Source organism: Solirhodobacter olei (genome assembly GCF_004010155.1).
In the GTDB taxonomy this organism is placed as follows: domain Bacteria; phylum Pseudomonadota; class Alphaproteobacteria; order Rhodobacterales; family Rhodobacteraceae; genus Solirhodobacter; species Solirhodobacter olei.
Map to the genome: position 1 here is coordinate 74813 of NZ_RRYH01000017.1, position 21277 is coordinate 96089.

26 protein-coding genes are annotated in these 21277 nt (G+C 68.8%); 12 read left to right on the top strand and 14 right to left on the bottom strand.

The genetic code is table 11. From position 1 onward, the window contains the following. The first annotated feature begins 88 nt into the window (after positions 1–88). The 4 genes from EIP85_RS13095 (at position 89) to EIP85_RS13110 (ending at position 3484) form a co-directional block, all read left to right on the top strand. The gene (locus EIP85_RS13095) at positions 89–1849 is read left to right on the top strand and encodes a DNA polymerase III subunit gamma/tau (protein ID WP_127902639.1); all 1761 of its coding nucleotides are present in this window, start codon (positions 89–91) and stop codon (positions 1847–1849) included. Positions 1850–1859: 10 nt separating this feature from the next. Next, entirely contained in the window at positions 1860–2204 is a 345-nt protein-coding gene (locus tag EIP85_RS13100; protein ID WP_127902640.1) for a YbaB/EbfC family nucleoid-associated protein, read from the top strand. A gap of 43 nt (positions 2205–2247) precedes the next feature. After that, positions 2248–2847 carry a recombination mediator RecR gene (recR, locus tag EIP85_RS13105; RefSeq protein ID WP_127902641.1) on the top strand — a complete coding sequence of 200 codons (600 nt, stop codon included), beginning with the start codon at positions 2248–2250 and terminating at the stop codon, positions 2845–2847. 235 nt (positions 2848–3082) lie between these two features. Then, entirely contained in the window at positions 3083–3484 is a 402-nt protein-coding gene (locus EIP85_RS13110) for an ACT domain-containing protein (protein ID WP_127902642.1), read from the top strand. Positions 3485–3489: 5 nt separating this feature from the next. Here the strand turns inward: EIP85_RS13110 and EIP85_RS13115 are convergent, their stop codons facing one another. The 5 genes from EIP85_RS13115 to EIP85_RS13135 form a co-directional block, all read right to left on the bottom strand. Beyond that, positions 3490–4014: a flavodoxin domain-containing protein gene (locus EIP85_RS13115; protein ID WP_127902643.1), complete on the bottom strand. Its 525-nt coding sequence runs from the start codon at positions 4012–4014 to the stop codon at positions 3490–3492. A 159-nt stretch (positions 4015–4173) separates the two neighbouring features. Beyond that, on the bottom strand, positions 4174–4929 hold the full coding sequence (locus EIP85_RS13120; RefSeq protein WP_127902644.1) for a DUF1013 domain-containing protein: 756 nt from the start codon (positions 4927–4929) through the stop codon (positions 4174–4176). A gap of 134 nt (positions 4930–5063) precedes the next feature. Then, a complete protein-coding gene (locus tag EIP85_RS13125; protein ID WP_127902645.1) occupies positions 5064–5531 on the bottom strand; it encodes a SpoIIAA family protein in 468 nt (155 codons plus the stop codon). Positions 5532–5656: 125 nt separating this feature from the next. Then, the gene (locus EIP85_RS13130; protein ID WP_127902646.1) at positions 5657–6646 is read right to left on the bottom strand and encodes an NAD(P)H-quinone oxidoreductase; all 990 of its coding nucleotides are present in this window, start codon (positions 6644–6646) and stop codon (positions 5657–5659) included. Further along, entirely contained in the window at positions 6643–7338 is a 696-nt protein-coding gene (locus EIP85_RS13135; protein WP_127902647.1) for a COQ9 family protein, read from the bottom strand. Before EIP85_RS13135 ends, EIP85_RS13130 begins: the two co-directional genes overlap by 4 nt. Before the next feature lie 127 nt (positions 7339–7465). Between EIP85_RS13135 and rpsU the strand changes: the two genes are divergently transcribed. Next, positions 7466–7672, top strand: a complete 207-nt coding sequence (gene rpsU / locus EIP85_RS13140) for a 30S ribosomal protein S21 (protein ID WP_127902648.1) — start codon at positions 7466–7468, stop codon at positions 7670–7672. A 121-nt stretch (positions 7673–7793) separates the two neighbouring features. Here the strand turns inward: rpsU and EIP85_RS13145 are convergent, their stop codons facing one another. Continuing rightward, positions 7794–8216 carry an OsmC family protein gene (locus EIP85_RS13145; RefSeq protein ID WP_127902649.1) on the bottom strand — a complete coding sequence of 141 codons (423 nt, stop codon included), beginning with the start codon at positions 8214–8216 and terminating at the stop codon, positions 7794–7796. A 173-nt stretch (positions 8217–8389) separates the two neighbouring features. Continuing rightward, a complete protein-coding gene (locus EIP85_RS13150) occupies positions 8390–8848 on the bottom strand; it encodes an Lrp/AsnC family transcriptional regulator (protein WP_127902650.1) in 459 nt (152 codons plus the stop codon). Positions 8849–8989: 141 nt separating this feature from the next. On the opposite strand from EIP85_RS13150, the gene ald reads away from it, so the two are divergent. After that, positions 8990–10108 carry an alanine dehydrogenase gene (gene ald / locus EIP85_RS13155; RefSeq protein WP_127902651.1) on the top strand — a complete coding sequence of 373 codons (1119 nt, stop codon included), beginning with the start codon at positions 8990–8992 and terminating at the stop codon, positions 10106–10108. A gap of 44 nt (positions 10109–10152) precedes the next feature. Here ald and mscL read toward each other — a convergent pair whose 3' ends face one another. From mscL to pheT, 3 genes are all read right to left on the bottom strand, one after another. Further along, the gene (gene mscL / locus EIP85_RS13160) at positions 10153–10584 is read right to left on the bottom strand and encodes a large conductance mechanosensitive channel protein MscL (RefSeq protein WP_127902652.1); all 432 of its coding nucleotides are present in this window, start codon (positions 10582–10584) and stop codon (positions 10153–10155) included. A 115-nt stretch (positions 10585–10699) separates the two neighbouring features. Then, positions 10700–11356 (bottom strand): phosphoribosyltransferase, encoded by a 657-nt coding sequence (locus EIP85_RS13165; protein ID WP_127902653.1) that lies wholly within the window; start codon positions 11354–11356, stop codon positions 10700–10702. Positions 11357–11404: 48 nt separating this feature from the next. Further along, positions 11405–13825, bottom strand: coding sequence for a phenylalanine--tRNA ligase subunit beta (gene pheT / locus EIP85_RS13170; protein ID WP_127902654.1), 2421 nt, complete (start codon positions 13823–13825; stop codon positions 11405–11407). A 167-nt stretch (positions 13826–13992) separates the two neighbouring features. Between pheT and EIP85_RS22790 the strand changes: the two genes are divergently transcribed. Further along, a complete protein-coding gene (locus tag EIP85_RS22790) occupies positions 13993–14151 on the top strand; it encodes a hypothetical protein (protein ID WP_164871726.1) in 159 nt (52 codons plus the stop codon). Between the two features lie 63 nt (positions 14152–14214). Here EIP85_RS22790 and pheS read toward each other — a convergent pair whose 3' ends face one another. The 4 genes from pheS to pyk form a co-directional block, all read right to left on the bottom strand. Beyond that, positions 14215–15297: a phenylalanine--tRNA ligase subunit alpha gene (gene pheS, locus EIP85_RS13175; RefSeq protein WP_127902655.1), complete on the bottom strand. Its 1083-nt coding sequence runs from the start codon at positions 15295–15297 to the stop codon at positions 14215–14217. A 204-nt stretch (positions 15298–15501) separates the two neighbouring features. Next, a complete protein-coding gene (gene rplT / locus EIP85_RS13180) occupies positions 15502–15864 on the bottom strand; it encodes a 50S ribosomal protein L20 (RefSeq protein WP_127902656.1) in 363 nt (120 codons plus the stop codon). Positions 15865–15876: 12 nt separating this feature from the next. Beyond that, positions 15877–16077, bottom strand: a complete 201-nt coding sequence (rpmI, locus tag EIP85_RS13185) for a 50S ribosomal protein L35 (RefSeq protein ID WP_127902657.1) — start codon at positions 16075–16077, stop codon at positions 15877–15879. 203 nt (positions 16078–16280) lie between these two features. Next, a complete protein-coding gene (gene pyk / locus EIP85_RS13190; protein ID WP_127902658.1) occupies positions 16281–17723 on the bottom strand; it encodes a pyruvate kinase in 1443 nt (480 codons plus the stop codon). Positions 17724–17857: 134 nt separating this feature from the next. On the opposite strand from pyk, the gene EIP85_RS13195 reads away from it, so the two are divergent. From EIP85_RS13195 to EIP85_RS13215, 5 genes are all read left to right on the top strand, one after another. Next, positions 17858–18601 carry an N-formylglutamate amidohydrolase gene (locus EIP85_RS13195; RefSeq protein ID WP_127902659.1) on the top strand — a complete coding sequence of 248 codons (744 nt, stop codon included), beginning with the start codon at positions 17858–17860 and terminating at the stop codon, positions 18599–18601. Continuing rightward, positions 18601–19251: an HAD family hydrolase gene (locus EIP85_RS13200; RefSeq protein WP_127902660.1), complete on the top strand. Its 651-nt coding sequence runs from the start codon at positions 18601–18603 to the stop codon at positions 19249–19251. The genes EIP85_RS13195 and EIP85_RS13200 overlap by 1 nt, the downstream gene beginning before the upstream one ends. A gap of 23 nt (positions 19252–19274) precedes the next feature. Next, positions 19275–19595 (top strand): DUF1244 domain-containing protein, encoded by a 321-nt coding sequence (locus tag EIP85_RS13205; RefSeq protein WP_127902738.1) that lies wholly within the window; start codon positions 19275–19277, stop codon positions 19593–19595. Between the two features lie 73 nt (positions 19596–19668). Then, on the top strand, positions 19669–20307 hold the full coding sequence (locus EIP85_RS13210; protein WP_164871727.1) for a c-type cytochrome: 639 nt from the start codon (positions 19669–19671) through the stop codon (positions 20305–20307). Positions 20308–20386: 79 nt separating this feature from the next. After that, positions 20387–21274 (top strand): DMT family transporter, encoded by an 888-nt coding sequence (locus tag EIP85_RS13215; RefSeq protein WP_127902662.1) that lies wholly within the window; start codon positions 20387–20389, stop codon positions 21272–21274. Positions 21275–21277 lie beyond the last annotated feature (3 nt).

Here is a 21277-nt window from a genome sequence, read left to right on the forward strand (position 1 = left end):
ACCTCCGCCGACCGAGCCTAGGGCGCTGCTGGACGCCGGGCAAGCCGCGCCCTACTCTGGCGCCCGACCCCGAATCCCGAGAGGCCCGATGAGCGAGAACGAGACCGTCGCCTACCAGGTGCTCGCCCGGAAATACCGCCCCGAAACCTTCGCCGACCTGATCGGGCAGGAGGCGATGGTGCGGACGCTGAAGAACGCCTTCGCAGCCGATCGCATCGCCCATGCCTTCATCCTCACCGGCATCCGCGGCACCGGCAAGACGACGACCGCGCGGATTGTCGCGAAGGGGCTGAACTGCATCGGCCCGGATGGCACCGGCGGCCCGACGACCGAGCCCTGCGGCCAGTGCGAACCCTGCCGGGCGATCTCGGAAGGGCGCCATGTCGACGTGATGGAGATGGACGCCGCCTCGCGCACCGGCGTGAACGACATCCGCGAGATCATCGATTCGGTGCATTACCGGGCCAGCTCCGCGCGCTACAAGATCTACATCATCGACGAGGTCCACATGCTCTCGACGAGCGCGTTCAACGCGCTCCTCAAGACGCTGGAGGAACCGCCGGCGCATGTGAAGTTCCTCTTCGCCACCACCGAGATCCGCAAGGTCCCTGTGACGGTGCTGTCGCGCTGCCAACGCTTCGACCTGCGCCGCATCGAGCCCGAGGTGATGATCGCCCACCTGGCGAAGATCGCCGCGAAGGAAGGCGCCTCGATCGCCGACGACGCGCTTGCGCTGATCACCCGCGCCGCCGAAGGCTCCGCCCGCGATGCCATGTCGCTGATGGATCAGGCCATCTCCCACGGTGCGGGAGAGACGACAGCGGATGAGGTCCGCGCCATGCTCGGCCTCGCCGACCGTGGCCGCACGCTTGACCTGTTCGAGCTGATCCTGAAGGGCGACGCCGCCGGCGCGCTCAACGAGCTTTCGACCCAATATGCCGATGGCGCCGACCCGATGGCGGTGCTGCGCGACCTGGCCGAGATCACGCATTGGGTCTCCGTCATCAAGATCACGCCCGAGGCCTCGGAAGACCCGACTGTCTCGCCCGACGAGCGCGCCCGCGGCCTCGCCCTGGCGCAGAGGCTCTCGATGCGGGTGCTGACGCGGATGTGGCAGATGCTGCTGAAAGCGCTGGAGGAGGTCGCCCAGGCCCCGAACGCGATGATGGCGGCCGAGATGGCCGTGATCCGCCTGACCCATGTGGCCGAGCTTCCCGCGCCCGAGGAACTGGTGCGCCGCCTGCAATCCCAGCCGCCGCCCGCCCCGGGCGGGGGCGGGGGCGGCGTTGCGCCCGCGGGCGGCGGCCCCGGCCCGGGCGGTCTGGCCACGGGCTCCATGGCCCGCCAGCCCCCCCACGCGCCGACGGCCCATGGCGCCGCCACCGCACTTGCCCAGGCACCCGAAAGCGCGCTCGCCCGCTTTCCCCGGTTCGAAAGCGTGGTGGAGCTCATTCGCGCCAACCGCGAGGTGGCGCTGCTGATCGAGATCGAGACCGGCCTCCGCCTCGTCCATTACGCCCCCGGCCGGATCGAGTTCGAACCGGCCCCGGGCGCCGCGCGCGACCTCGCCGCCCGCCTCGCCTCGCGGCTGCAGGTCTGGACCGGCACGCGCTGGGGCGTCTCGGTCGTCTCCTCCGGCGGCGCGCCGACCATCGCGGAGCTGCGCGACAGGGCGGAGCTGGAGGCGAAGGAGGAAGCCAAGGCCAACCCCATCGTCCAGGCGGTCCTGCAGGCCTTCCCCGAGGCGCAGGTGACCCAGGTGAAATCCCCTGAAGTCCTGGCCCAGGAAGCCGCCCAGGAGGCGCTGCCCGAGGTCGAGGACGAATGGGACCCGTTCGAAGACAGTTGAAAGGAACGACATGCTGAAGGGACTTGGCGGCCTTGGCGACATGGCCAAGATGATGAAGGCCGCGCAGGACATGCAGGCCAAGATGGAATCGCTCCAGTCCGACATGGAGCGGATCACGGTGGAGGGCGAATCCGGCGGCGGCCTCGTGAAGGCGCGCGCCACCGCGAAGGGCGACCTCGTGGGGCTGGAGATCGACCCCTCGATCTTCGTCGCCTCGGAAAAGGAAGTGGTGGAGGACCTGATCCTCGCCGCGATCAAGGACACCCAGAGCCGCGCCAGCGCCCGCTACAGCCAGGAGATGCGCAAGATGGCCGAGGAGATGGGCCTGCCCCCCGACATGAAGCTGCCGTTCTGAGCCGCCGCCGTCCCTTGCCCCTTTTGATGAGCCCAAGGTCCAGATGACCGACGCCCCTGCCGAGATCGAAGCCCTGATCGAGATGATGGCCCGCCTGCCGGGCCTCGGCCCCCGCTCGGCCCGCCGTGCGGCGCTGCACCTGATCAAGAAGCGCGGCGTCCTCATGGCGCCCCTGGCAGAGACCATGGCCCAGGTCGCCCGCTCGGCCCGCGAATGCGTCAACTGCGGGAACATCACCACCACCGACCTCTGCCCGATCTGCACCGCCGAGAAGCGCGCGACGGGCGAGATCTGCGTGGTCGAGGACGTGGCCGACCTCTGGGCGATGGAACGCTCGGGAACCTTCCGGGGCCGCTACCATGTCCTCGGCGGCACGCTCTCCGCGCTCGACGCCGTGGGGCCGGAGGAGCTGCGCATCCCCAAGCTCGTCGCCCGCGTGGCCGATGAGGGCGTGCGCGAGGTGATCCTGGCGCTCAACGCCACAGTCGACGGCCAGACCACCGCGCATTACATCGCCGAGGCACTGGCCGGCACCGGCGTCACGGTGACGAGCCTCGCCCAGGGCGTTCCGATCGGGGGCGAGCTCGACTATCTCGACGACGGCACGATCAGCGCCGCGCTCCGCGCCCGCAAGGCGTTCTAGAGCCAAGCCGCGCAATGAATGCGCACCCTGCGCGTCAAGGAGGGCCAGCGCCCGCCCTTGGGGGCGGACGGCCCGGCGGGCTTCGCCCGCTGTTTCGGGCCGAAAGGGAGTATTTGGGCCAAGGAAAAGACGGAAGGCACGGGCCGGCGCCGGGATCCGCCGCCTCGCGCAAATCTTCGCACGCAGCCCCGCGAAACCGGCTAGGCTCGTCCAAAACGCAAGGAGAGAGACCCGAATGAGCGGAGAGACAGACCTCGACCGGCTGCTCGCGGGGATGGAGCCCATCCTCCACCCCGGCACCTATGCCTTCGCAACGCTCGGCGCGGGCGCCCTCCCCCCCACCATCACCCCGCGGATGACTTTCCGCGAGGCCGAGGGCATGACCGTCATCCTCCTGCGCCAGGATGCCGAGGCCGCGGGCATCGCCTGCGGTTTCCCCTCCCGCATGATCACGCTGAACGTCCATTCCGCACTGGAGGCGGTGGGTTTTCTCGCCCGCATCACCACGGCGCTGGCCGCCGAGGGGATCGGCGTGAACCCGGTCGCGGCCTTCTACCACGACCACCTCTTCGTGCCCGAGGACCGGGCCGAGGACGCACTCGCCATCCTCCGCCGCCTCGCCGCCGGCCCGGGCTGAAGGCCTCAGCCCTTCAGGAAGGCGCCGATCTTCGCCCCGAGGGCCGCCCAGTCGGTGAACTCGTGGCTCTCGACGTTCGGGTCATAGGCATGCCCGCGCAGCACGACATGGCGCAGCACCTGCGTGGCGTAATAGTCGTAGCGATCCATCCGCACCGCGCCGGGCACCAGCATCACCGCTCCGGGCCGAAAACCGGTGCGCATGGAAAGCTCGGTGACATAGTCCTCGGCCTCCTCCCGCCCCTCCGGGAAGGCTGCGCTGAGGCTGACGGAAAGCAGAAGCGTCCGGCTCGCCGCCAGCTCGGCCCGATGGGTGGCCAGGATCGTCTCGAACCGCTCCGGGTGGCGGCGCTCATGCACCGGCGCGGCCAGGATCACGGCAGAGACCCCGTCGAAGGAAAGCGGCACGCCCGCATCGGCGGCATCGACAAGGACCGGCTCATGGCCCGCCGCGCTTACTTCGCCCTCGGCGAAACGGGCGATCTTGCCGGTCTGCCCCTCGACCGTGGCGAAGAGTATCAGGACCTTCATGATCGGGCCCTCCCGTGCTGGTGCGATCACTGCAGCCTAGCCCGAAGGGCGCGCGCGCCCCTTGTCACAGATCAAACCCGTGCGCCGAAACGAAAAAGACCCCGGGGCGCAGTGCCCGGGGCCTTTCGGAATGTCCTGGAACGGGACGCGCGGCGCGGCTCAGCGCCCGTTGTCCTCGTCCTCGTCCTCATCGTCGCCATGCGGCAGGTTGAAGAAGCTGTCGGCGTCGGAATAGTCCGCCGGGCTTTCCTCCTTCTCCGATTCGGAGAGCGAGAAATTCTCCAGTCCGGCGATGGCCGAGGGGATCTTCGGGTCCGCCGACATGCCCAGCGACTGCTCGGTGGAGACGAGCTTGCGGCGCTCGTCATCCGACATGACCGTGCCTTCGGCGGCCTTCTTCCGCGCCGCCTGCTGGACGGCGGCGTCCAGCTCCGACTGCCGGCAGAGGCCAAGCGCGACCGGATCGATCGGCTGGATATTGGCGATGTTCCAGTGGGTGCGCTCACGGATCGACTGGATCGTCGGCTTGGTGGTGCCGACCAGCTTGCCGACCTGCCCGTCCGAAAGCTCGGGATGGAACTTGACGAGCCAGAGGATCGCCGCCGGCCGGTCCTGCCGCTTGGAAAGCGGCGTATAGCGCGGGCCGCGGCGCTTTTCCTCGCCCACGGCGGCGGCGTTGAACTTCAGCTTCAGCCGGTAGCCCGGATCCTTCTCGCCGCGGTCGATCTCGATCTGCTCGAGCTGGTTGTTGGCGATCGGATCGAAGCCCTTGACGCCGGTGGCGACGTCGCCATCCGCGATGCCCTGCACCTCAAGCTCGTGCAGCCCGCAGAACTCGGCGATCTGCGTGAAGCTCAGCGTGGTGTTGTCGACCAGCCAGACAGCGGTCGCCTTCGGCATGAGGGGCTTGTTCATCTCGAAGCACTCCTTTGCAAATCTCTCCCGGGCCGGGAAAACGGCTGCGGCACTGCCGCGGGTCCACGTTTTCGGGAGTAGGCGGTTCTATAATCCGCCTCGCCCCGGGAGAAAAGAGGAAATCGGCCGACCGCTCAGGGCTGCGGCGGCATCATGTCCTCGCCCAGCGGCAGCTTGCGCTGCACGTCGACCTCGGGCCCGCCATGCCCCGGCCCCTCGTTCGAGCTGATCCAGTCCTTCGCCGCCTCGATCTCGGCCAGGTGGAAGACATGCACCGGGCAGGCCATCAGGGGCGCCATCAGCTTCACCCCCATGCGGATCCAGTCGATATCGGCAACCACCGCGATCCGGGCGAAATCGCCCATGTGAAGGAAGCCGAGCTTGGCGTCGTCCCAGGCGGCCCCGGCCGAGAAACCCTCGAATCCCGGGCCGATCTTGTAGAGCATCTTAAGCCGCCCCTCGGCCTTCACGCGATCGCGCACGGCGGGGATCAGCACCTCCTCGTAATCGGAGCGCCCGACATGGCCCCGCGCCTCGACCGCCAGCACGTCGGCGGGAAAGCCGGTCAGGATGGTCAGGGATCTCTCCACGGTCTCGGTCATGGTCGCCTCCTCGGATCAATCTGTACCATGCAGATATGGGAAGCCGGCGGCCCTGCGTCCATGCGCTGGATCAATCCCGGCTTGATCCCGCCGGCCCCGGAACGCGCGCCGCGGGGCGCGCCTGCCTACCGGACCTTCAGCACCACCTTGCCGATATGCGCCGCGCTTTCCAGCCGCCAGTGCGCCTCGGCCGCCTCTGCCAGCGGGTGCTCCGAATCGATCACCGGCCCGACCCGGCCCGCGGCGATCAGCGGCCAGACCTCCGCCTCCAGCCCCTCGGCGATCCGCGTCTTGGCAAGGTCGGACTGCGGCCGCAGGGTCGATCCGGTGACGGTCAGCCGCCGCATCATGATCTCGGCAAAGTTCACCTCCGCCTTCGGGCCCTGCAGGAAGGCGATGAAAACGAGCCGCCCGTCATCCGCCAGCGCCCTGATGTTGCGCGGGATATAGGAGCCGCCGACCATGTCGAGGATCAGATCCGCGCCGCCCTCGGCCTTCAGCACCTCGACGAAATCCTCCTCGTGGTAATTCATCGCCCGCTCGGCGCCGAGCGCGCGGCATGCGGCGCATTTCTCCTCGGACCCGGCGGTGGTGAAGACCCGGGCGCCGCGTGCCGCGGCAAGCTGGATCGCCGTCGTCCCGATGCCCGACGAACCGCCATGGACCAGGAACCGTTCCCCCGCCCGCAGCTTCCCGCGCATGAAGACATTGGTCCAGACGGTGAAATAGGTCTCCGGCAGGCAGGCCGCCTGCTTGAGCGACAGCCCCGGCGGCACCGGCAACGCATGCCCGGCGGCGGTCGAGACATATTCCGCATAGCCCCCGCCCGGGACCAGCGCACAGACCTCGTCGCCGATCTTCCAGCGCGCCACGTCCGGGCCCACGGCGGCGACCCGGCCCGCCACTTCCAGCCCCGGCAGGTCCGAGGCGCCGGGCGGCGGCGCGTAATTGCCCGCCCGCTGCAGCGCGTCGGGCCGGTTGACGCCGGCAAAGGCCACCTCGATCACGATCCGCCCCGCGCCCGCCTCGGGCACCGGCCGCTCGCAGAGCCGCAGCACCTCCGGCCCGCCGGGGGCCGAGATCTCGACCGCCTTCATCACCTGCGGCAGGCTCATTGGCCCACCCCGCGATGCACGATCCCGGGCAGCCCCTCGGGCAGCTCCTGCGGGGCCTTCACCTTGCCCGCCAGCCACATCGGGCCGGCGAAGATCCGCGACAGCACCTTGCTCTCCCGCACCTTGGCCTTCGCATTTTCGATCCGCATCACATCCTCGACCCGCCGGTCGAGAAAGGCCCAGGTCGCCTCCGCCCCCGGGCTGTCGTCGCCCAGCCAGTAAAGGACCGTGGCGCCATAGACCCCGGACAGCGTCGCCCGCTTCGAATACCAGTTGATGTCGTCGGAGCGGTCGCCCAGCGCCCGCCAGATCGCATCCGCCGTACACCAGATCAGCCGCGCGCCCTCGGGCCCGTGCTGCGGCAGCGCAAAAAGCGCCGATCCGCGCCGCACCGCCTCGCGGTCCGCCGCCTCCAGCCGGAAGCGCACGGCGCTGGCGATCCGGTCTCGGAAGCGCAGGGCAGAGAGGTCCGCCTTCTCCAGACGCGCCAGCATCGCGTCATCGCCGGCCTTGTGATAGGCCACGGCAAGGTCGATTCCGCCCCGCGGGAAAAGCGCCCGGGCCAGCCCTGGCGCCGCGCCCGTATCGGCCATCGCGGCGTTCAGCGTCGCCTCGCTCCAGCCGTCGAATGGCACATGGGCCAGCGCCGCCTCCAGCACCGCCGCCCGCATCGCTTCCGGTTGATCGCTCATGCCGCCTCCTTGGTTCTGGCTCTATCTAGCCCCGGACCGGGCGGTAGACAAACCCGGCCGATCTTGCTATACGCCCGCGGCCTGCACATCTTGTGCAACTCTAACTTAGGAAGGTGGTGACAACCACATGCAGGTAAGCGTTCGCGACAACAACGTCGATCAGGCCCTCCGGGCCCTGAAGAAGAAGCTCCAGCGCGAAGGCGTCTTCCGTGAAATGAAGCTCCGGCAGCATTTCGAGAAGCCGTCCGTCAAGCGTGCCCGCGAGCAGGCGGAAGCAATCCGCCGTGCGCGCAAACTGGCCCGCAAGAAGGCGCAGCGCGAAGGCGCTCTCTAAACGACGAGCGATGCTTGGCGGGAAACCGCCAGACGGACGACCCCCGGGGCCCAGCCTGCGGGGGTTTTTCGTTGCCCGAAGGCCGCGTCACGGGCCTTCCGGCCCATGCCCGCGCGCCGCTTCAGGCAGAGGTGTCGATCACCTCGAAGTCATGCGTGACCTCGGCCGCCTTGCTCATCATGATCGAGGCTGAACAGTATTTCTCCGCCGAAAGCTGAACCGCCCTCTCCACCTTCGCGGGGGCAAGGCCGCGGCCCTTCACGATGAAATGCATGTGGATCCTGGTGAAGACCTTCGGATCTGTCTCCGCCCGCTCGGCGGTGACGATGCATTCGCAATCCTCGATCGGCTCGCGCCCGCGTTCGAGAATCATCACCACGTCGATCGACGAACAACCGCCGGTGCCGATCAGCAGAAGCTCCATCGGCGAGGGGCCGGGCGTTGCCGGATCGTCGCCGTTGCGCGAGCCGAGCACGATCGAATGCCCGGACCCCGAGCTGCCCACGAAGGTCCGTCCCTCGACCCATTTGATACGCGCTTCCACGGTCGCCCTCCTGTCGGTTTCGCGCCGCAACATGGCCCGGGGCGGGCCTGCCCGCAAGGCCGGGCGGCCGGGCCGCCGGGGGCGGTCATTTACGGTGGCATGTCGGTGCGAAAGCGGTGCCTTTACGGTATCCACCGTAAGGTGCCCCGCTGCGACCCGCGCAACGCCCCGGCTCAGACCGGGATCGCCGTCGTCCGGAACACCGTTCTCAGCGCGAAGGAGGAATGCATCTGCGCCACCCCCGGCAGCCGGGACAGGTGCTGGCGGTGGATGCGGGCGAAATCCTCGGTATCCTCGGCGACGATCTTCAAGAGGTAATCCGCCGTGCCCGCCATCAGGTGGCATTCCAGCACGTCGGGGATGCGCTTGACCTCGCGCTCGAAGGCGTCGAGCACTTCATCCGCTTGACCGGAAAGGGTAATTTCTACGAAGACGGTCGTAGGCCGGCCCAGCTTGCGTGCGTCCAGCAGCGCGACGTAATCGCGGATATAGCCCTCCGCCTCCAGCCGCTGGACCCGGCGGTGGCAGGCCGAGGGTGAAAGGTTCACGCGCTCGGACAGCTCGGCATTGGTCATCCGGCCCGTCTTCTGCAAGACGGTCAGGATGCGGCGGTCTGTCGCGTCGATATCCATGATGGCGCAGGTTTCTTCGAAGATTGTGGCAGTTATTCGCAGACTCTACCGCAAAACCCCTGCCGCACCACCCCTGAATTCAAAGCAATTGCGCCCCGGGTTGCCTAATTTGAGGGCAGTTTTGAAATGGGAGGATGGGCCATGAAAATCGGTTGCCCGAAAGAGATCAAACCGCAGGAATTCCGTGTCGGGCTGACGCCCCACGCCGCGCACGAGGCAGTGGCCCATGGCCACGAGGTCCTCATCGAAACCGGGGCCGGCGTCGGCGCTGGCTTCTCCGATGCCGACTACACCGCCGCCGGTGCAAAGATCGCCTCCAGTGCCGAGGAGGTCTTCGCGGCCGCCGAGATGGTGGTGAAAGTCAAGGAACCTCAGGCAGTTGAGCGTAAGCGCCTGCGCGAGGGGCAGCTTCTCTTCACCTATCTCCACCTCGCGCCCGACCCGGAGCAGACGAAGGATCTGCTGGCCTCCGGCGTCACCGCGATCGCCTATGAGACGGTGACAGACCGCATCGGCGGCCTGCCGCTTCTGGCCCCGATGTCCGAGGTGGCCGGCAAGCTCGCCCCGCAGGTGGGCGCCTGGACGCTCCAGAAGGCCAATGGCGGCCGCGGCGTGCTGATGGGCGGCGTGCCCGGCGTCGGCCCGGCGAAAGTGGTGGTGATCGGCGGCGGCGTCGTCGGCACCCATGCCGCCCGGGTCGCCGCGGGGATGGGCGCGGATGTTACCGTGCTCGACCGCTCGCTGCCCCGCCTGCGCTATCTCGACGACGTTTTCGGGCGTGATTTCAAGACGTCCTACGCCAGCGCCGGCAACACGGCGGAACTCGTCGCCGCGGCCGACATGGTGATCGGCGCCGTGCTGATCCCCGGCGCCGCCGCGCCGAAGCTGGTCACCCGTGCGCAGCTGAAGACGATGAAGCCGGGCGCCGCGATTGTCGACGTCGCCATCGACCAGGGCGGCTGCTTCGAGACCTCGCGCGCCACCACGCACCAGGACCCGATCTACGAGGTCGACGGCATCATGCATTACTGCGTGGCCAACATGCCCGGCGCGGTGGCCCGCACCTCCACCATCGCGCTCGGCAATGCCACCATGCCCTTCATGCTGGCGCTCGCCGACAAGGGCTGGCGCAAGGCCTGCGAGGAGGATCCGCATCTCCTCGCCGGGCTCAACACCCATGCCGGGCACCTGACCTACGACGCGGTCGGCAAGGCGCTCGGCCTCAAGGTGATGGCCCCGGCCCAGGCCCTGAAGGTCTGAAGTCTGAAGTCTGAACGGCCCGTCCTTCGGGGCGGGCCGTTTGCTTACCGCGCCTTCAGGCTGTCGCGGATCTCCATCAGCACGTCTAGCTCGCTCGGGCCCTTCGGGGCCTCCGGCGCTGGCGCTTCCTTCTTCGCCGCCATGTCCTTCACCCGGTTGACCATCTTCACCAGGAGGAAGACGACAAAGGCGATGATCAGGAAATTGATGACTGCCATGATGAAGCTGCCATAGGCGAAGATCGAGGCCCCGGCCTTGCGCGCCTCGTCGAGGCTGGCGCCCGCCGGCACCTTGCCCGCCAGCACGACGTAATTGTTGGTGAAATCGATGCCCCCGGTGAAGAGCCCGATGATCGGGTTGATGAGATCCTTCACCATGGAGCCGACGATCGCCGTGAAGGCGGCGCCGACGATGATGCCCACGGCCATGTCCATGACATTGCCCTTGGCGATGAAATCCCTGAACTCCTTGATCATGACTGTCCCCGCGATCTGGTTTCGGCACGCATCCCGGTGGCGGCCCTGACACTATGGATACCATCAAATCCGCGTGTCGTCGCAAGATTTTGCGGGTATCCGGGCTACGCGAGGATCAGCGGCCGCCCGGACCGGCCCGCTCCGTGCGCGCAAGGATCTGCCGGACCTCGGCATCCTCGACCTGCGGGAAGCTGGCATAGAACTGCCCGACCGCCGCGAAGCCGGGCGGGGTGAGCAGACAGATCACCTCGTCCGCCAGCGGCCTCAGGACAAACAGACTTTCCGGCGCCGCCACCGGCACGGCCAGGACAACCCGCGCCGCGCCCCGGCGCGACAGCCCGCGCAGGGCCGCCCGCATGGTCGCCCCGGTGGCGATGCCGTCATCGACGACGATCGCGGTCCGGCCGTCCAGTGGCAGCGGCCCCCGCCCCCCAAGCCAGTCGGCCCGGCGGCGCGCGATCGTGGTCTGCTCCGCGGCGATGGCCCCGGTGAAATCCCCGGGCCCCAGGCCCAGCATGCGCAGCACGTCGTCGTTCCAGACCAGCGCCGGGTCCGGCCCGTCGCAAAGCGCGCCCGCGGCCAGCTCCGGCTGGTGGGGCGTTCCGATCTTGCGAACGAAGAGCAGGTCGAGCGGCGCCTTCAGCCGGGCCGCGATCTCCGCCGCCACCGGCACCCCGCCGCGCGGCAGCGCGAGGACGACCGGGCGCGGATAGGCCCGGGCCTCAATCCTGTCCGCCAGCTGCCGGCCGGCGTCTAAGCGGTCGCGGAACATGACAGCCTCCGCCGCGATGGTGACATGCGGCGGAGGTTTCGACCAGTCTCAGCCGCGCAGCACGCCGCCCGTGGCCTTGGCGACCTTGTCGACGATCTTGGCGCCCACGGCCTCGATCTCCTCATCGGTCAGGGTCTTGTCGCGCGGCTGCAGGCGCACGGTGATGGCAAGCGATTTCTTGCCCGCCCCCATCTGCGCCTCGGCCTTCTCGCCGCTGAACTGGTCGAAGACCGTCACCCGCTCGATCAGCGCCTTGTCGGCGCCCTGCGCGGCGTTCATCAGCGTCAGCGCCTCGACCTGCGCATCGACGACGAAGGCGAAGTCGCGTTCCACCGCCTGCAGGTCCGACAGCACCAGGGCCGGCCGCGTGGGTGTGCGGACCTTGGGCTGCGGCACCGCCTCGACCAGCACGGTGAAGGCCACCGCCGGGCCCTTCACCCCAAGCGCGCGCAGCACCTTCGGGTGCAGCTCGCCATAGACCGCCATGACGTTCGGCCCCAGCGTCATCCGCCCGGAGCGGCCGGGATGCCACCAGCCCGCGACCTTGCGGTCGATCTGCCGCCGCGCGGGCGCGCCCAGCGTGGACAGCACCGCCTCGGCATCCGCCTTGGCATCGAAAAGGTCCACGGGGCGGCGCGAGCCATAGGGGTCGCGCGGCGCGGCGGCGCCGACGAGAAGGCCCGTCGCCTGCAGCTGCTGCTCGCCCGGCTCACCGCCGTGGAACACCGGCCCGACCTCGAAAAGCGCGAGATCCGCGAAGCCCCGCGCCTGATTGCGCGCCGCCGCCTGAAGAAGACCCGGCAGCAGATCCGGCCGCATATGCGTCATCTCGGAAGAGATCGGATTTTCCAGCCTCAGCGCGTCGCTGCCGCCCCCGAAAAGGCCCGCCGCGGTCGCATCGATGAAACTGTAGGTGACGCATTCGTTGTAGCCGAGCCCCGCCAGCATCCGGCGCGCCGCCTTTTCGCGCACCTGCATCGGGGTCAGGATCGGCTGCGGCACGCCCGCCCGCGCCCGCGGCATCGGCTTGCCCTCGAGCTTGGTGAGGGACGCGATCCGCGCCACCTCCTCCACCAAGTCCGCCTCGCCCAGAACATCCGGGCGCCAGGACGGCGGGATGGCGCGGTCGCCCTCCAGCGTGAAGCCAAGCGCCTCCAGCGTGCGGCGCTGCTCGGCCTCGGGGATCTCCATGCCGACAAGCGACTGCACCCGCGCGGGGTCCAACTTGTAGCTGCGCCGGGTGTCCGGCACCGCCCCGTCCAGCACCACCTCCGAGGGCTCGCCACCGCAGAGGTCGAGGATCATCGCCGTCGCGGCCTCCAGCCCCGGCAGGGTGAACTCGGGGTCCACGCCACGCTCGAAGCGGTAGCGGGCGTCGGAGTTGATCTTCAGCGCGCGGCCGGTGGTCGCGACCGTGATGGGGTCCCAATAGGCGCTCTCAACGAAGACGTCGGTCGTCTCCCCGGTGCAGCCCGATAGCTCGCCGCCCATGATGCCGGCGATGGATTCCGGCCCGGCCTCGTCGGAGATCGCCATCATGCCCGGGCCGAAGGTGTAGGTCTTGCCGTCCAGCGCCAGGATCTCCTCGCCGCCCTCGGCGGGATGGATGCGCAGCGCGCCACCCTTCACCTTGGCTGCGTCGAAGACGTGCAGCGGGCGGTTCTGATCGACCGTGAAGAAGTTGGTGATGTCGACGAGCGCCGAGATCGGGCGAAGCCCGATCGCCTTCAGCCGCGCCTGCAGCCAGTCGGGCGAAGGCCCGTTCTTCACGCCCCGGATCACCCGCCCGGCGAAGAGCGGGCAGCCCTTCTCCTTCAGCTCCGGCGCGATGGCGACGGAGATCGGCGAGGCGAAGGCGCCCTTCACCGGCGCGATCTCCAGGGGCTTCAGCCTGCCCAGACCCCGGGCCGCCAGATCGCGCGCGATCCCCCGGACGCCGAGCGCATCGGGCCGGTTCGGCGTGATCTTGATGTAGATCATCGGGTCATTGAGACCCTTCCAGTCGATGAACCGCTCGCCCAGCGGCGCGGTCTCGGGAAGGTCGATGATGCCGTCGTGGTTGTCCGAGAGCATCAGCTCACGCTCGGAACAGAGCATCCCGTTCGACTCGACGCCGCGGATCACCCCGGGCTTCAGATCGACCCCGGTGCCCGGCACATGGGTGCCCGGCGGGGCGAAGACGCCGACAAGCCCGGTGCGTGCGTTCGGCGCGCCGCAGACCACCTGCACCTCCTCTGCCCGGCCGCCCGGGCCGTCGGGAAGGGTCTCCACCCGGCAGACGCGCAGGCGGTCGGCGTTCGGATGCTGGACGGCCTCGATCACGCGGCAGATACGGAAGACGCCGAGCGTGTCGGCAGGGTCCACGACCTCCTCGACCTCGAGCCCGAGATCGGTCAGCGCGTAGAGGATGTCGGCCAGCGTCGCCTCGGTCTCGAGGTGATCCTTCAGCCAGGACAGGGTGAATTTCATGGGCTCCCCCGGGGCTCTTGTCGGGCGGCGGCTTAGCGCAAAGCGCGCGCGAGGGGAAGGGTGGCACGGCCCGGCGCCCGGCGGATTTCGCTTTCGGAAACGGAGAGTTGCCGGCACGCCCGGAAAAAGCCGTATTTCGCCACATTTTTAACTGCTACACTCCTTGCATGGACCAGATGCTCAAAATCCCAACCGACCGCCGCCCGCTGCATCCGCAGCTGCTTTGCGCGCTGATCGGGGTGACGATGATGGCCGTTGTGTTCGGGCTGCAAGCGCGGCACCACGCGGCCGCGCCCGCGCCGATGCAAATCGCCCAGGCCGATTGATCCGCCCGGGTTTCCAAGGGTTAATTGATCGCTAAGACCCCGCCTGCCGGCGGGGTTTCTGCATTAGCGGCTCAGCCCGCCATGCACCGTCGGCATGTCGAGCGCGGCGAAGCCGTAATGGCGCAGCCAGCGCAGGTCGCTGTCGAAGAAGGCGCGCAGGTCGGGGATGCCATATTTCAGCATCGCCAGCCGGTCGATGCCCATCCCGAAGGCGAAGCCCTGCCACATTTCGGGGTCGACCCCGGCCGCCGAAAGCACCTTCGGATGCACCATGCCGGAGCCGAGGATCTCCATCCAGTCGTCGCCCTCGCCGATCTTCAGTTGCCCGCCGGCCCAGGAGCAGCGGATGTCGACCTCGGCCGAGGGCTCGGTGAAGGGGAAGTGGCTGGCGCGGAAGCGCAGGTCGACCTGCTCGACCTCGAAGAAGGCGCGGCAGAACTCCTCAAGCGTCCACTTCAGGTTCGCCATGGAGATGTCGCGGCCGATCGCCAGGCCCTCGACCTGGTGGAACATCGGCGCATGGGTCTGGTCCATGTCCATCCGGTAGACCCGGCCCGGCGCGATCACCCGGATCGGCGCGCCATTGGCCATCATCGAGCGGATCTGCACCGGCGAGGTGTGAGTCCGCAGCACATGCGGCGGGCGGTTGTCCCCCTCGGCACGCGCCATGAAGAAAGTGTCATGCTCCTGCCGGGCGGGATGCTCGGGCGGAATGTTGAGCGCGTCGAAATTGTGCCAGTCGCTTTCGATCTGCGGCCCTTCGGCGACCGAGAAGCCCATGTCGGCGAAGATCGCGGTGACCTCCTCGGTCACCTGGCTCACCGGGTGGATGGTGCCCTGCGGCCGGGGCCGGCCTGGCAGCGTGACGTCAAGCCATTCCGCCTTCAGCCGCTCGTCGAGCGCGGCATCGGCCAGCGCCGCCCGCTTGGCGCGCAACGCCCCGTCGATTTCCTCCTTCAGCGCGTTCAGCGCCGGGCCGGCCACCTGGCGCTCCTCCGGGGTCATCTTCCCCAGCTCGCGCATCTTCAGGCTGACCTCGCCCTTCTTGCCCAGCGCGGCCAGGCGCAGCTCTTCCAGCCCGGCCTCGTCAGAAGCGGCGGATATGCCGGAGAGGTATTTCGCCTTGAGATCGGTGAGCGCGTCCATCTGGGCCTCCGAGATTGCGGGGACGTGCTACCGAGAGGACCCAGGGATTGCAAGCGCCGCAAGCGGGGGGCTGTCTGCCCCCGCACACCCCGAGGATATTTTGGGACAGAAGAAGGAGGCGGCGGCACCATCGTCCGCAGCAGGGCGCCGAACGAAAAAGGCCCCGCGCGGGCGGGGCCTTTCGAAACCTTCGGGCGGGGCCGATCAGGCCAGCGCGGCCTGGGCCTTGGCGACGATGGCGCCGAACGCATCGGGCTCGTTCACCGCGAGATCGGCGAGGACCTTGCGGTCCACTTCGATCCCGGCCTTGGACAGGCCGTTGATGAACCGCGAATAGGTCAGCGCGGGGTCGATCGCCCGGCAGCCGGCGTTGATCCGCTGGATCCACAGCGCGCGGAACGTGCGCTTGCGGACCTTGCGGTCGCGGGTGGCGTATTGGTTGGCCTTATCGACGGCCTGGGTCGCGGTGCGGAAGTTGCGCGAGCGGTTACCGTAGTAACCCTTCGCCTTGTCCAGCACCTTCTTGTGCGCGGCGTGAGTGACCTTGCCGGATTTGACGCGTGCCATGTCTCAAGCTCCTCAGCGGTCGTAGGGCATGTATTTCTTGACGATCTTCGTGTCGGCTTCCGACAGGATCATCGTGCCCGCAGAATTGCGGATGAACTTCGGGGTGCGCTTGATCATGCCATGGCGCTTGCCTGCCGGGCCGGATTTCACCTTGCCGGAGGCGGTCATGGAAAAGCGCTTCTTGGCGCTCGCCTTCGTCTTCATCTTGGGCATTTCGGTCTCCTTCGAGCTTCGCGCGCGGCGCGGCATGCCACATAGGCCGGCAGCGCGGGTCTTTCGAAGGTGGCCGTATAGGCGGGCGGCGCGGCGCTGGCAAGCTGAAAATCACCCCCTGCCGCGCAGGCCCCGGGGCCGGCCGTCCAAGCGGAAACGGCCGGGCGAGGGCCCGGCCGCATCTGGTCTGCAGGCGGTTTCGCCTATTCCGGCTCGGATCGGTAGATCAGCCGCTCCTCGCAGGGGGCGACGCGCAGGATGTTCGTCGTGCCCGGAACGTTGAACGGCACACCGGCGACGACGAGGATCTGGTCGGTCTCCACCGCGAAGCCGTATTTCAGCACCGCACGAACCGCCGAGATCACCGCGCCCTTGAAGCGGTACTGCTCGTCGGTCAGCACGCAATGGGTGCCCCAGGTCAGGCACAGCCGTCGCGCGGTGGTCTGCAGCGGCGTCAGCGCGATGATGGGCGCGCGCGGCCGCTCGCGGGCCACGAGCGAGACAGTGGTACCCGATTGCGAGAAGCAGCAGATCGCCTTCACGTTCATCGTCTCGGCCACCTCGCGGGCGGCGGCGACGATGGCGTCGGCCACGGTCTTGCGGTCTGCCCGGCGCGAGGCCTCGACCACTTCGCGGTAGATGGTGTCGCGCTCGACCGAGATCGCGACATGATCCATCGTCTTCACCGCCTCGATCGGGAACTTGCCCGCCGCCGATTCGGCAGAAAGCATGATCGCGTCGGTGCCCTCGTAGATCGCGGTGGCGACGTCAGAGACCTCGGCGCGGGTGGGCACCGGGCTCTCGATCATCGATTCGAGCATCTGCGTGGCGACGATCACCGGCTTGGCCGCGGCGCGGCACATCCGGATCAGCCGCTTCTGGATCGGCGGCACCGCCTGCACCGGCAGTTCCACCCCCAGATCGCCGCGCGCGACCATGATCCCGTCAGAGACCTTGAGGATCTCGTCGAAGCTCTTCACCGCCGCCGGCTTCTCGATCTTGGCGAGCACCGCGGCCCGGCCGCGGGTCAGCTCGCGGGCCTCGATCATGTCCTCGGGGCGCTGCACGAAGGACATCGCCACCCAGTCGACGCCAAGCTGGCAGGCGAATTCCAGGTCCGAGCGGTCCTTTTCCGAGAGCGCGGCCAGCGGCAGCACCACGTCGGGCACGTTCACACCCTTGCGGTTGGAGATCGTGCCGCCGACGACCACGCTGCAATCGGCGAAGTCGGGACCGCAGTCCTCCACCTTCAGGCGGATCTTGCCGTCGTTGACCAGCAGCGTCTCGCCCGGGGCGAGGGCTGCGAAGATCTCCTTGTGCGGCAGGCAGACGCGCGTGGCGTCGCCATCGGCAGGGTCGAGATCCAGCCGGAAGCGCTGCCCGACCTCCAGTTCCTGCGGCTCGGCAAAGGTCCCGACGCGCAGCTTGGGACCCTGCAGGTCGGCCAGGATGGCGATCGGACGGCCGGTGTCGGCCTCGACCTTGCGGATGATGGCGTGGCGGGCGGCGATGTCGTCCTGCGTCCCGTGGCTCATGTTGAGCCGGAACACGTCGGCCCCGGCCTCGAACAAAGCGCGGATCGTATCGTAATCACTGGAAGCCGGGCCCAGGGTGGCCACGATCTTCACGTTTCGAAGGCGTCTCATATGCCTCGTCCTTGTCTGAGCGTCGTGTATCGCGGTGGGCCGCGCCCTCTATGGAGGAATTCGCCGGGGGCGGCAACTGGCGCTTTCCGATGCGCCGGTCTAAACCCGGCCTCGCACGAGCGGGTGAAGCAGGTATGACGGACAGGGCTTACGAAATCATTGGCGAGGATCGGGGCGGGCGCTGGCTGGTCACCTGCGACCATGCCACCAACCGGGTGCCGGACTGGGTCGCCGGCGGCGACCTCGGCATCGCGGCCGAGGACATGGCCCGCCACATCGCCTATGACGTCGGCGCCGCCGGGGTGACGAAGGCGCTGGCCGAACGGCTCGGATCCCCCGCAATTCTCACGGATTTTTCCCGACTTGTCATCGACCCGAACCGGGGAGAGGACGACCCGACCCTGGTGATGCGGCTCTATGACGGCACGATAATCCCGGCCAATCGCGCGGCCGGGCCGGAGGCGGTGGAGGAACGGCTTTCCCGGCTCCACCGGCCCTATCACGCGGCGCTGGCGCGCCTCGCCGCACGGCGGCCCGATACCGTCATCCTCGCGATTCACAGCTTCACCCCGCGGCTCAATGGCCGCCCGCCACGGCCCTGGCAGATCGGGGTGCTTTATTCGCATATCGATGCCCGGCTCTCGCAGGTGTTACTGGCCCGCCTCGCAAGGGAGGCCGATCTCTGCACCGGCGACAACGAGCCCTACCTCGGCCATCTGCCCGGCGATTCGGTGGATCGCCACGCGCTGAAGCCCGGCCGCCACAACACGCTGATCGAGCTCCGCAACGACCTGATCGCCACGCCGGAGCAGCAGGCCGCCTGGGCCGAACGGCTGACGCCGATCCTCGAAGCGGCCTTGGCGGAGGTGGCGGGCTGATGCGGTACCAGGCAGCGATTTTCGATCTGGACGGCACGCTCATCGACACCGAGGGGCCGCTGATCCGCGCCGGCATCGCGGCGCTCGCCGACCTCGGCCACGACGTCGATCTGGAGTTCATGCTGCGCCTTGTGGGCGTCGGTCCGGACGAGGGCCACGAGAAGCTTTGCAGCCACATCGGCGTCGATCTCGACAGGGCGACGCTGGACGCGGCCTGGACCGCGGCGGCGCAGGAGGCGCTTTCCGGCATCATCCCGCTGCGCCCGGGGGTGGCGGAACTGCTGGCGACGCTGAACGCGCAGGGCACCCCGAAGGCGATCGCCACCAACAGCGGCACCGCAAGCGCGCTGCGCAAGCTCGCCTCCGCCGGGATCGAGGGCCAGTTCGGCGCGGCCCATGTGGTGGGCCATGACGCCGTGGCAATCCCCAAGCCCGCGCCCGACGTATATCTCGCCGCCGCAGCCCGGCTCGGCGTGACGCCGGCCGCCTGCGTCGCATTCGAGGACAGCGAGCCCGGCGTTGCAGCGGCCCTTGCCGCGGGCATGGTCGTGGTCCATGTCCCCGATATGGCCCCGGCAGAAACCGACCGCGCCCACCACCGGGCCGAGAGCATCCTGGCCGGCGCGCGGGCCTGCGGGCTGATCGACTGAGGAGAGAGCGCATGGCACGCGAAATCGACGACGCGACGAGGACGGAGCTGGAGGCCGCGGCCTTCCGCGCCCTGCGGCAGCACCTGATGGAGGCCCGCCCCGAGGTCCAGAACATCGACCTGATGAATCTCGCCGGCTTCTGCCGCAACTGCCTCTCGCGCTGGTACCAGGAGGCGGCAGAGGCGCGCGGCCTGGACCTGTCGAAGGACGAGGCGCGCGAGATCTTCTACGGTATGCCCTACGAGGACTGGCGCGCCCAGAACCAGACAGAGGCCGATGCCGCCAAGAAGGCCGCGTTCGAGACCGCCTTCCGCGAGAACGTCACCGAGCGCGGCAAGCGCTGAGCCAAGATCCCGCTTGACCTTCCACCAGCGGGAAGGGCAACGATTCCGGTCCGTCTGGAACGGAGATCGAGCGATGCTAATTTCACTGCGGGCCCTCATTGCGGCGGCGGCCGTCGCCACGGCGTCACAGGCGGCGGCCGATGTGGCCAGCCTTGCCGCGGGAACCTGCGCCGCCTGCCACGGTGCGGCAGGCGTCTCGGCCAACGCCCAGTATCCCGACCTCGCCGGACAGAAACCCGGATACCTGCGCGCAGCGCTGCAGGACTTCCGCAGCGGCGCGCGGCCCTCGACGATCATGCAGCCGTTCGCGGTCAGTCTGAGCGATGCCGAGATCGCCGGCCTCGCCGCCTTCTACGCCCGCCAGCCCCGCGCCACGGCCGAAGCGGATGAAACCGGCCTCTCGGCCGAGGGCCGGCGCATCTACCTGCGCCGGATCCGGGGCATCCGCGGCCCCGCCTGCGCCGCCTGCCATGGCGGCGGGCAGGGGTCCGGCTTCGGGCATGGCATGATGGGTGGCGGCATGATGGGCGGAATGTCGACCGATCCGGCCGTCACCCCGCGTCTCGCCGGGCAGCACGGCGCCTATCTCGCGGCCCAGCTTGACGCCTTCGCCAGTGGCACGCGCCCCGATACCACCATGGGCCCGATCGCCGCGGCGCTGACCGAGAGGCAGCGCAAGGCGGTGGCGGCCTATCTCGCCGGCCTGCACTAGCACATTTCGGACAGCGGCGGATTCCCTTTGGCGGGAAACCACCTTAGGGTCCGGCCGAACTCTGCCCCGGATGGTCCCGATGGCCCTGCGCGCCTACGCCTTTCTGACCCTGACCGCGCTCCTGTGGAGCGGCAACGCCATCGCCGGGCGCATGGCCGTGGGTCACGTCAGCCCATTCCTGCTGACCTCGATGCGCTGGGCCTTCTGCTTCGTGGCGGCCACGCTGATCGCGGCGCCGCGGCTGAAGCGCGACTGGCCGGCGCTGAAGCGTCACGCGGGGCTTCTCTTCGCGCTCGGCGCCGGGGGCTTCACCTGCTTCAACGCGATCTTCTACACCGCGGCGCATTACACCACCGCGATCAACATCGTCATCATGCAGTCGGGGATGCCGCTCGTCGTCTTCGCGATCAGCTTCGCGCTGTTCCGCACCCGGGTGACCTCCAGCCAAGTCGCAGGATTCCTGCTGACGCTGATCGGCGTCCTGGTGACGGCGGCGAACGGCAGCCTGGTCCGGCTCCTGCATCTGCACCTGAACACGGGCGACGCGCTGATGCTGCTCGCGATCCTCTTCTACGGCAGCTACACCGCCGCGCTGCGCTGGAAGCCGCAGATGCATTGGATGAGCTTCATGGCCGCGCTCTCGGCCGCGGCCTTCGCCGCCTCGATCCCCTTCACCCTCTGGGAAATGGCGCAGGGCACGGTGCAATGGCCCGACGCGCGCGGCTGGGGCGTCGCGCTCTACGCCGGTTTCTTCCCCGGCCTCATCGCGCAGGCCAGCTTCATCGCCGGCGCCGGCCTGATCGGCGGCAACCGCGCCGGGCTTTTCGTGAACCTCGTGCCGGTCTTCGGCGCGATCCTCTCGGTCACGATCCTGGGCGAGGCGCTCCGGCCCTACCACGTCCTCGGCCTCGCGCTGGTCCTCTCGGGCCTCGCACTGGCCGAGCGGCGGCGGCCGGCCAAGGCCTGAGGC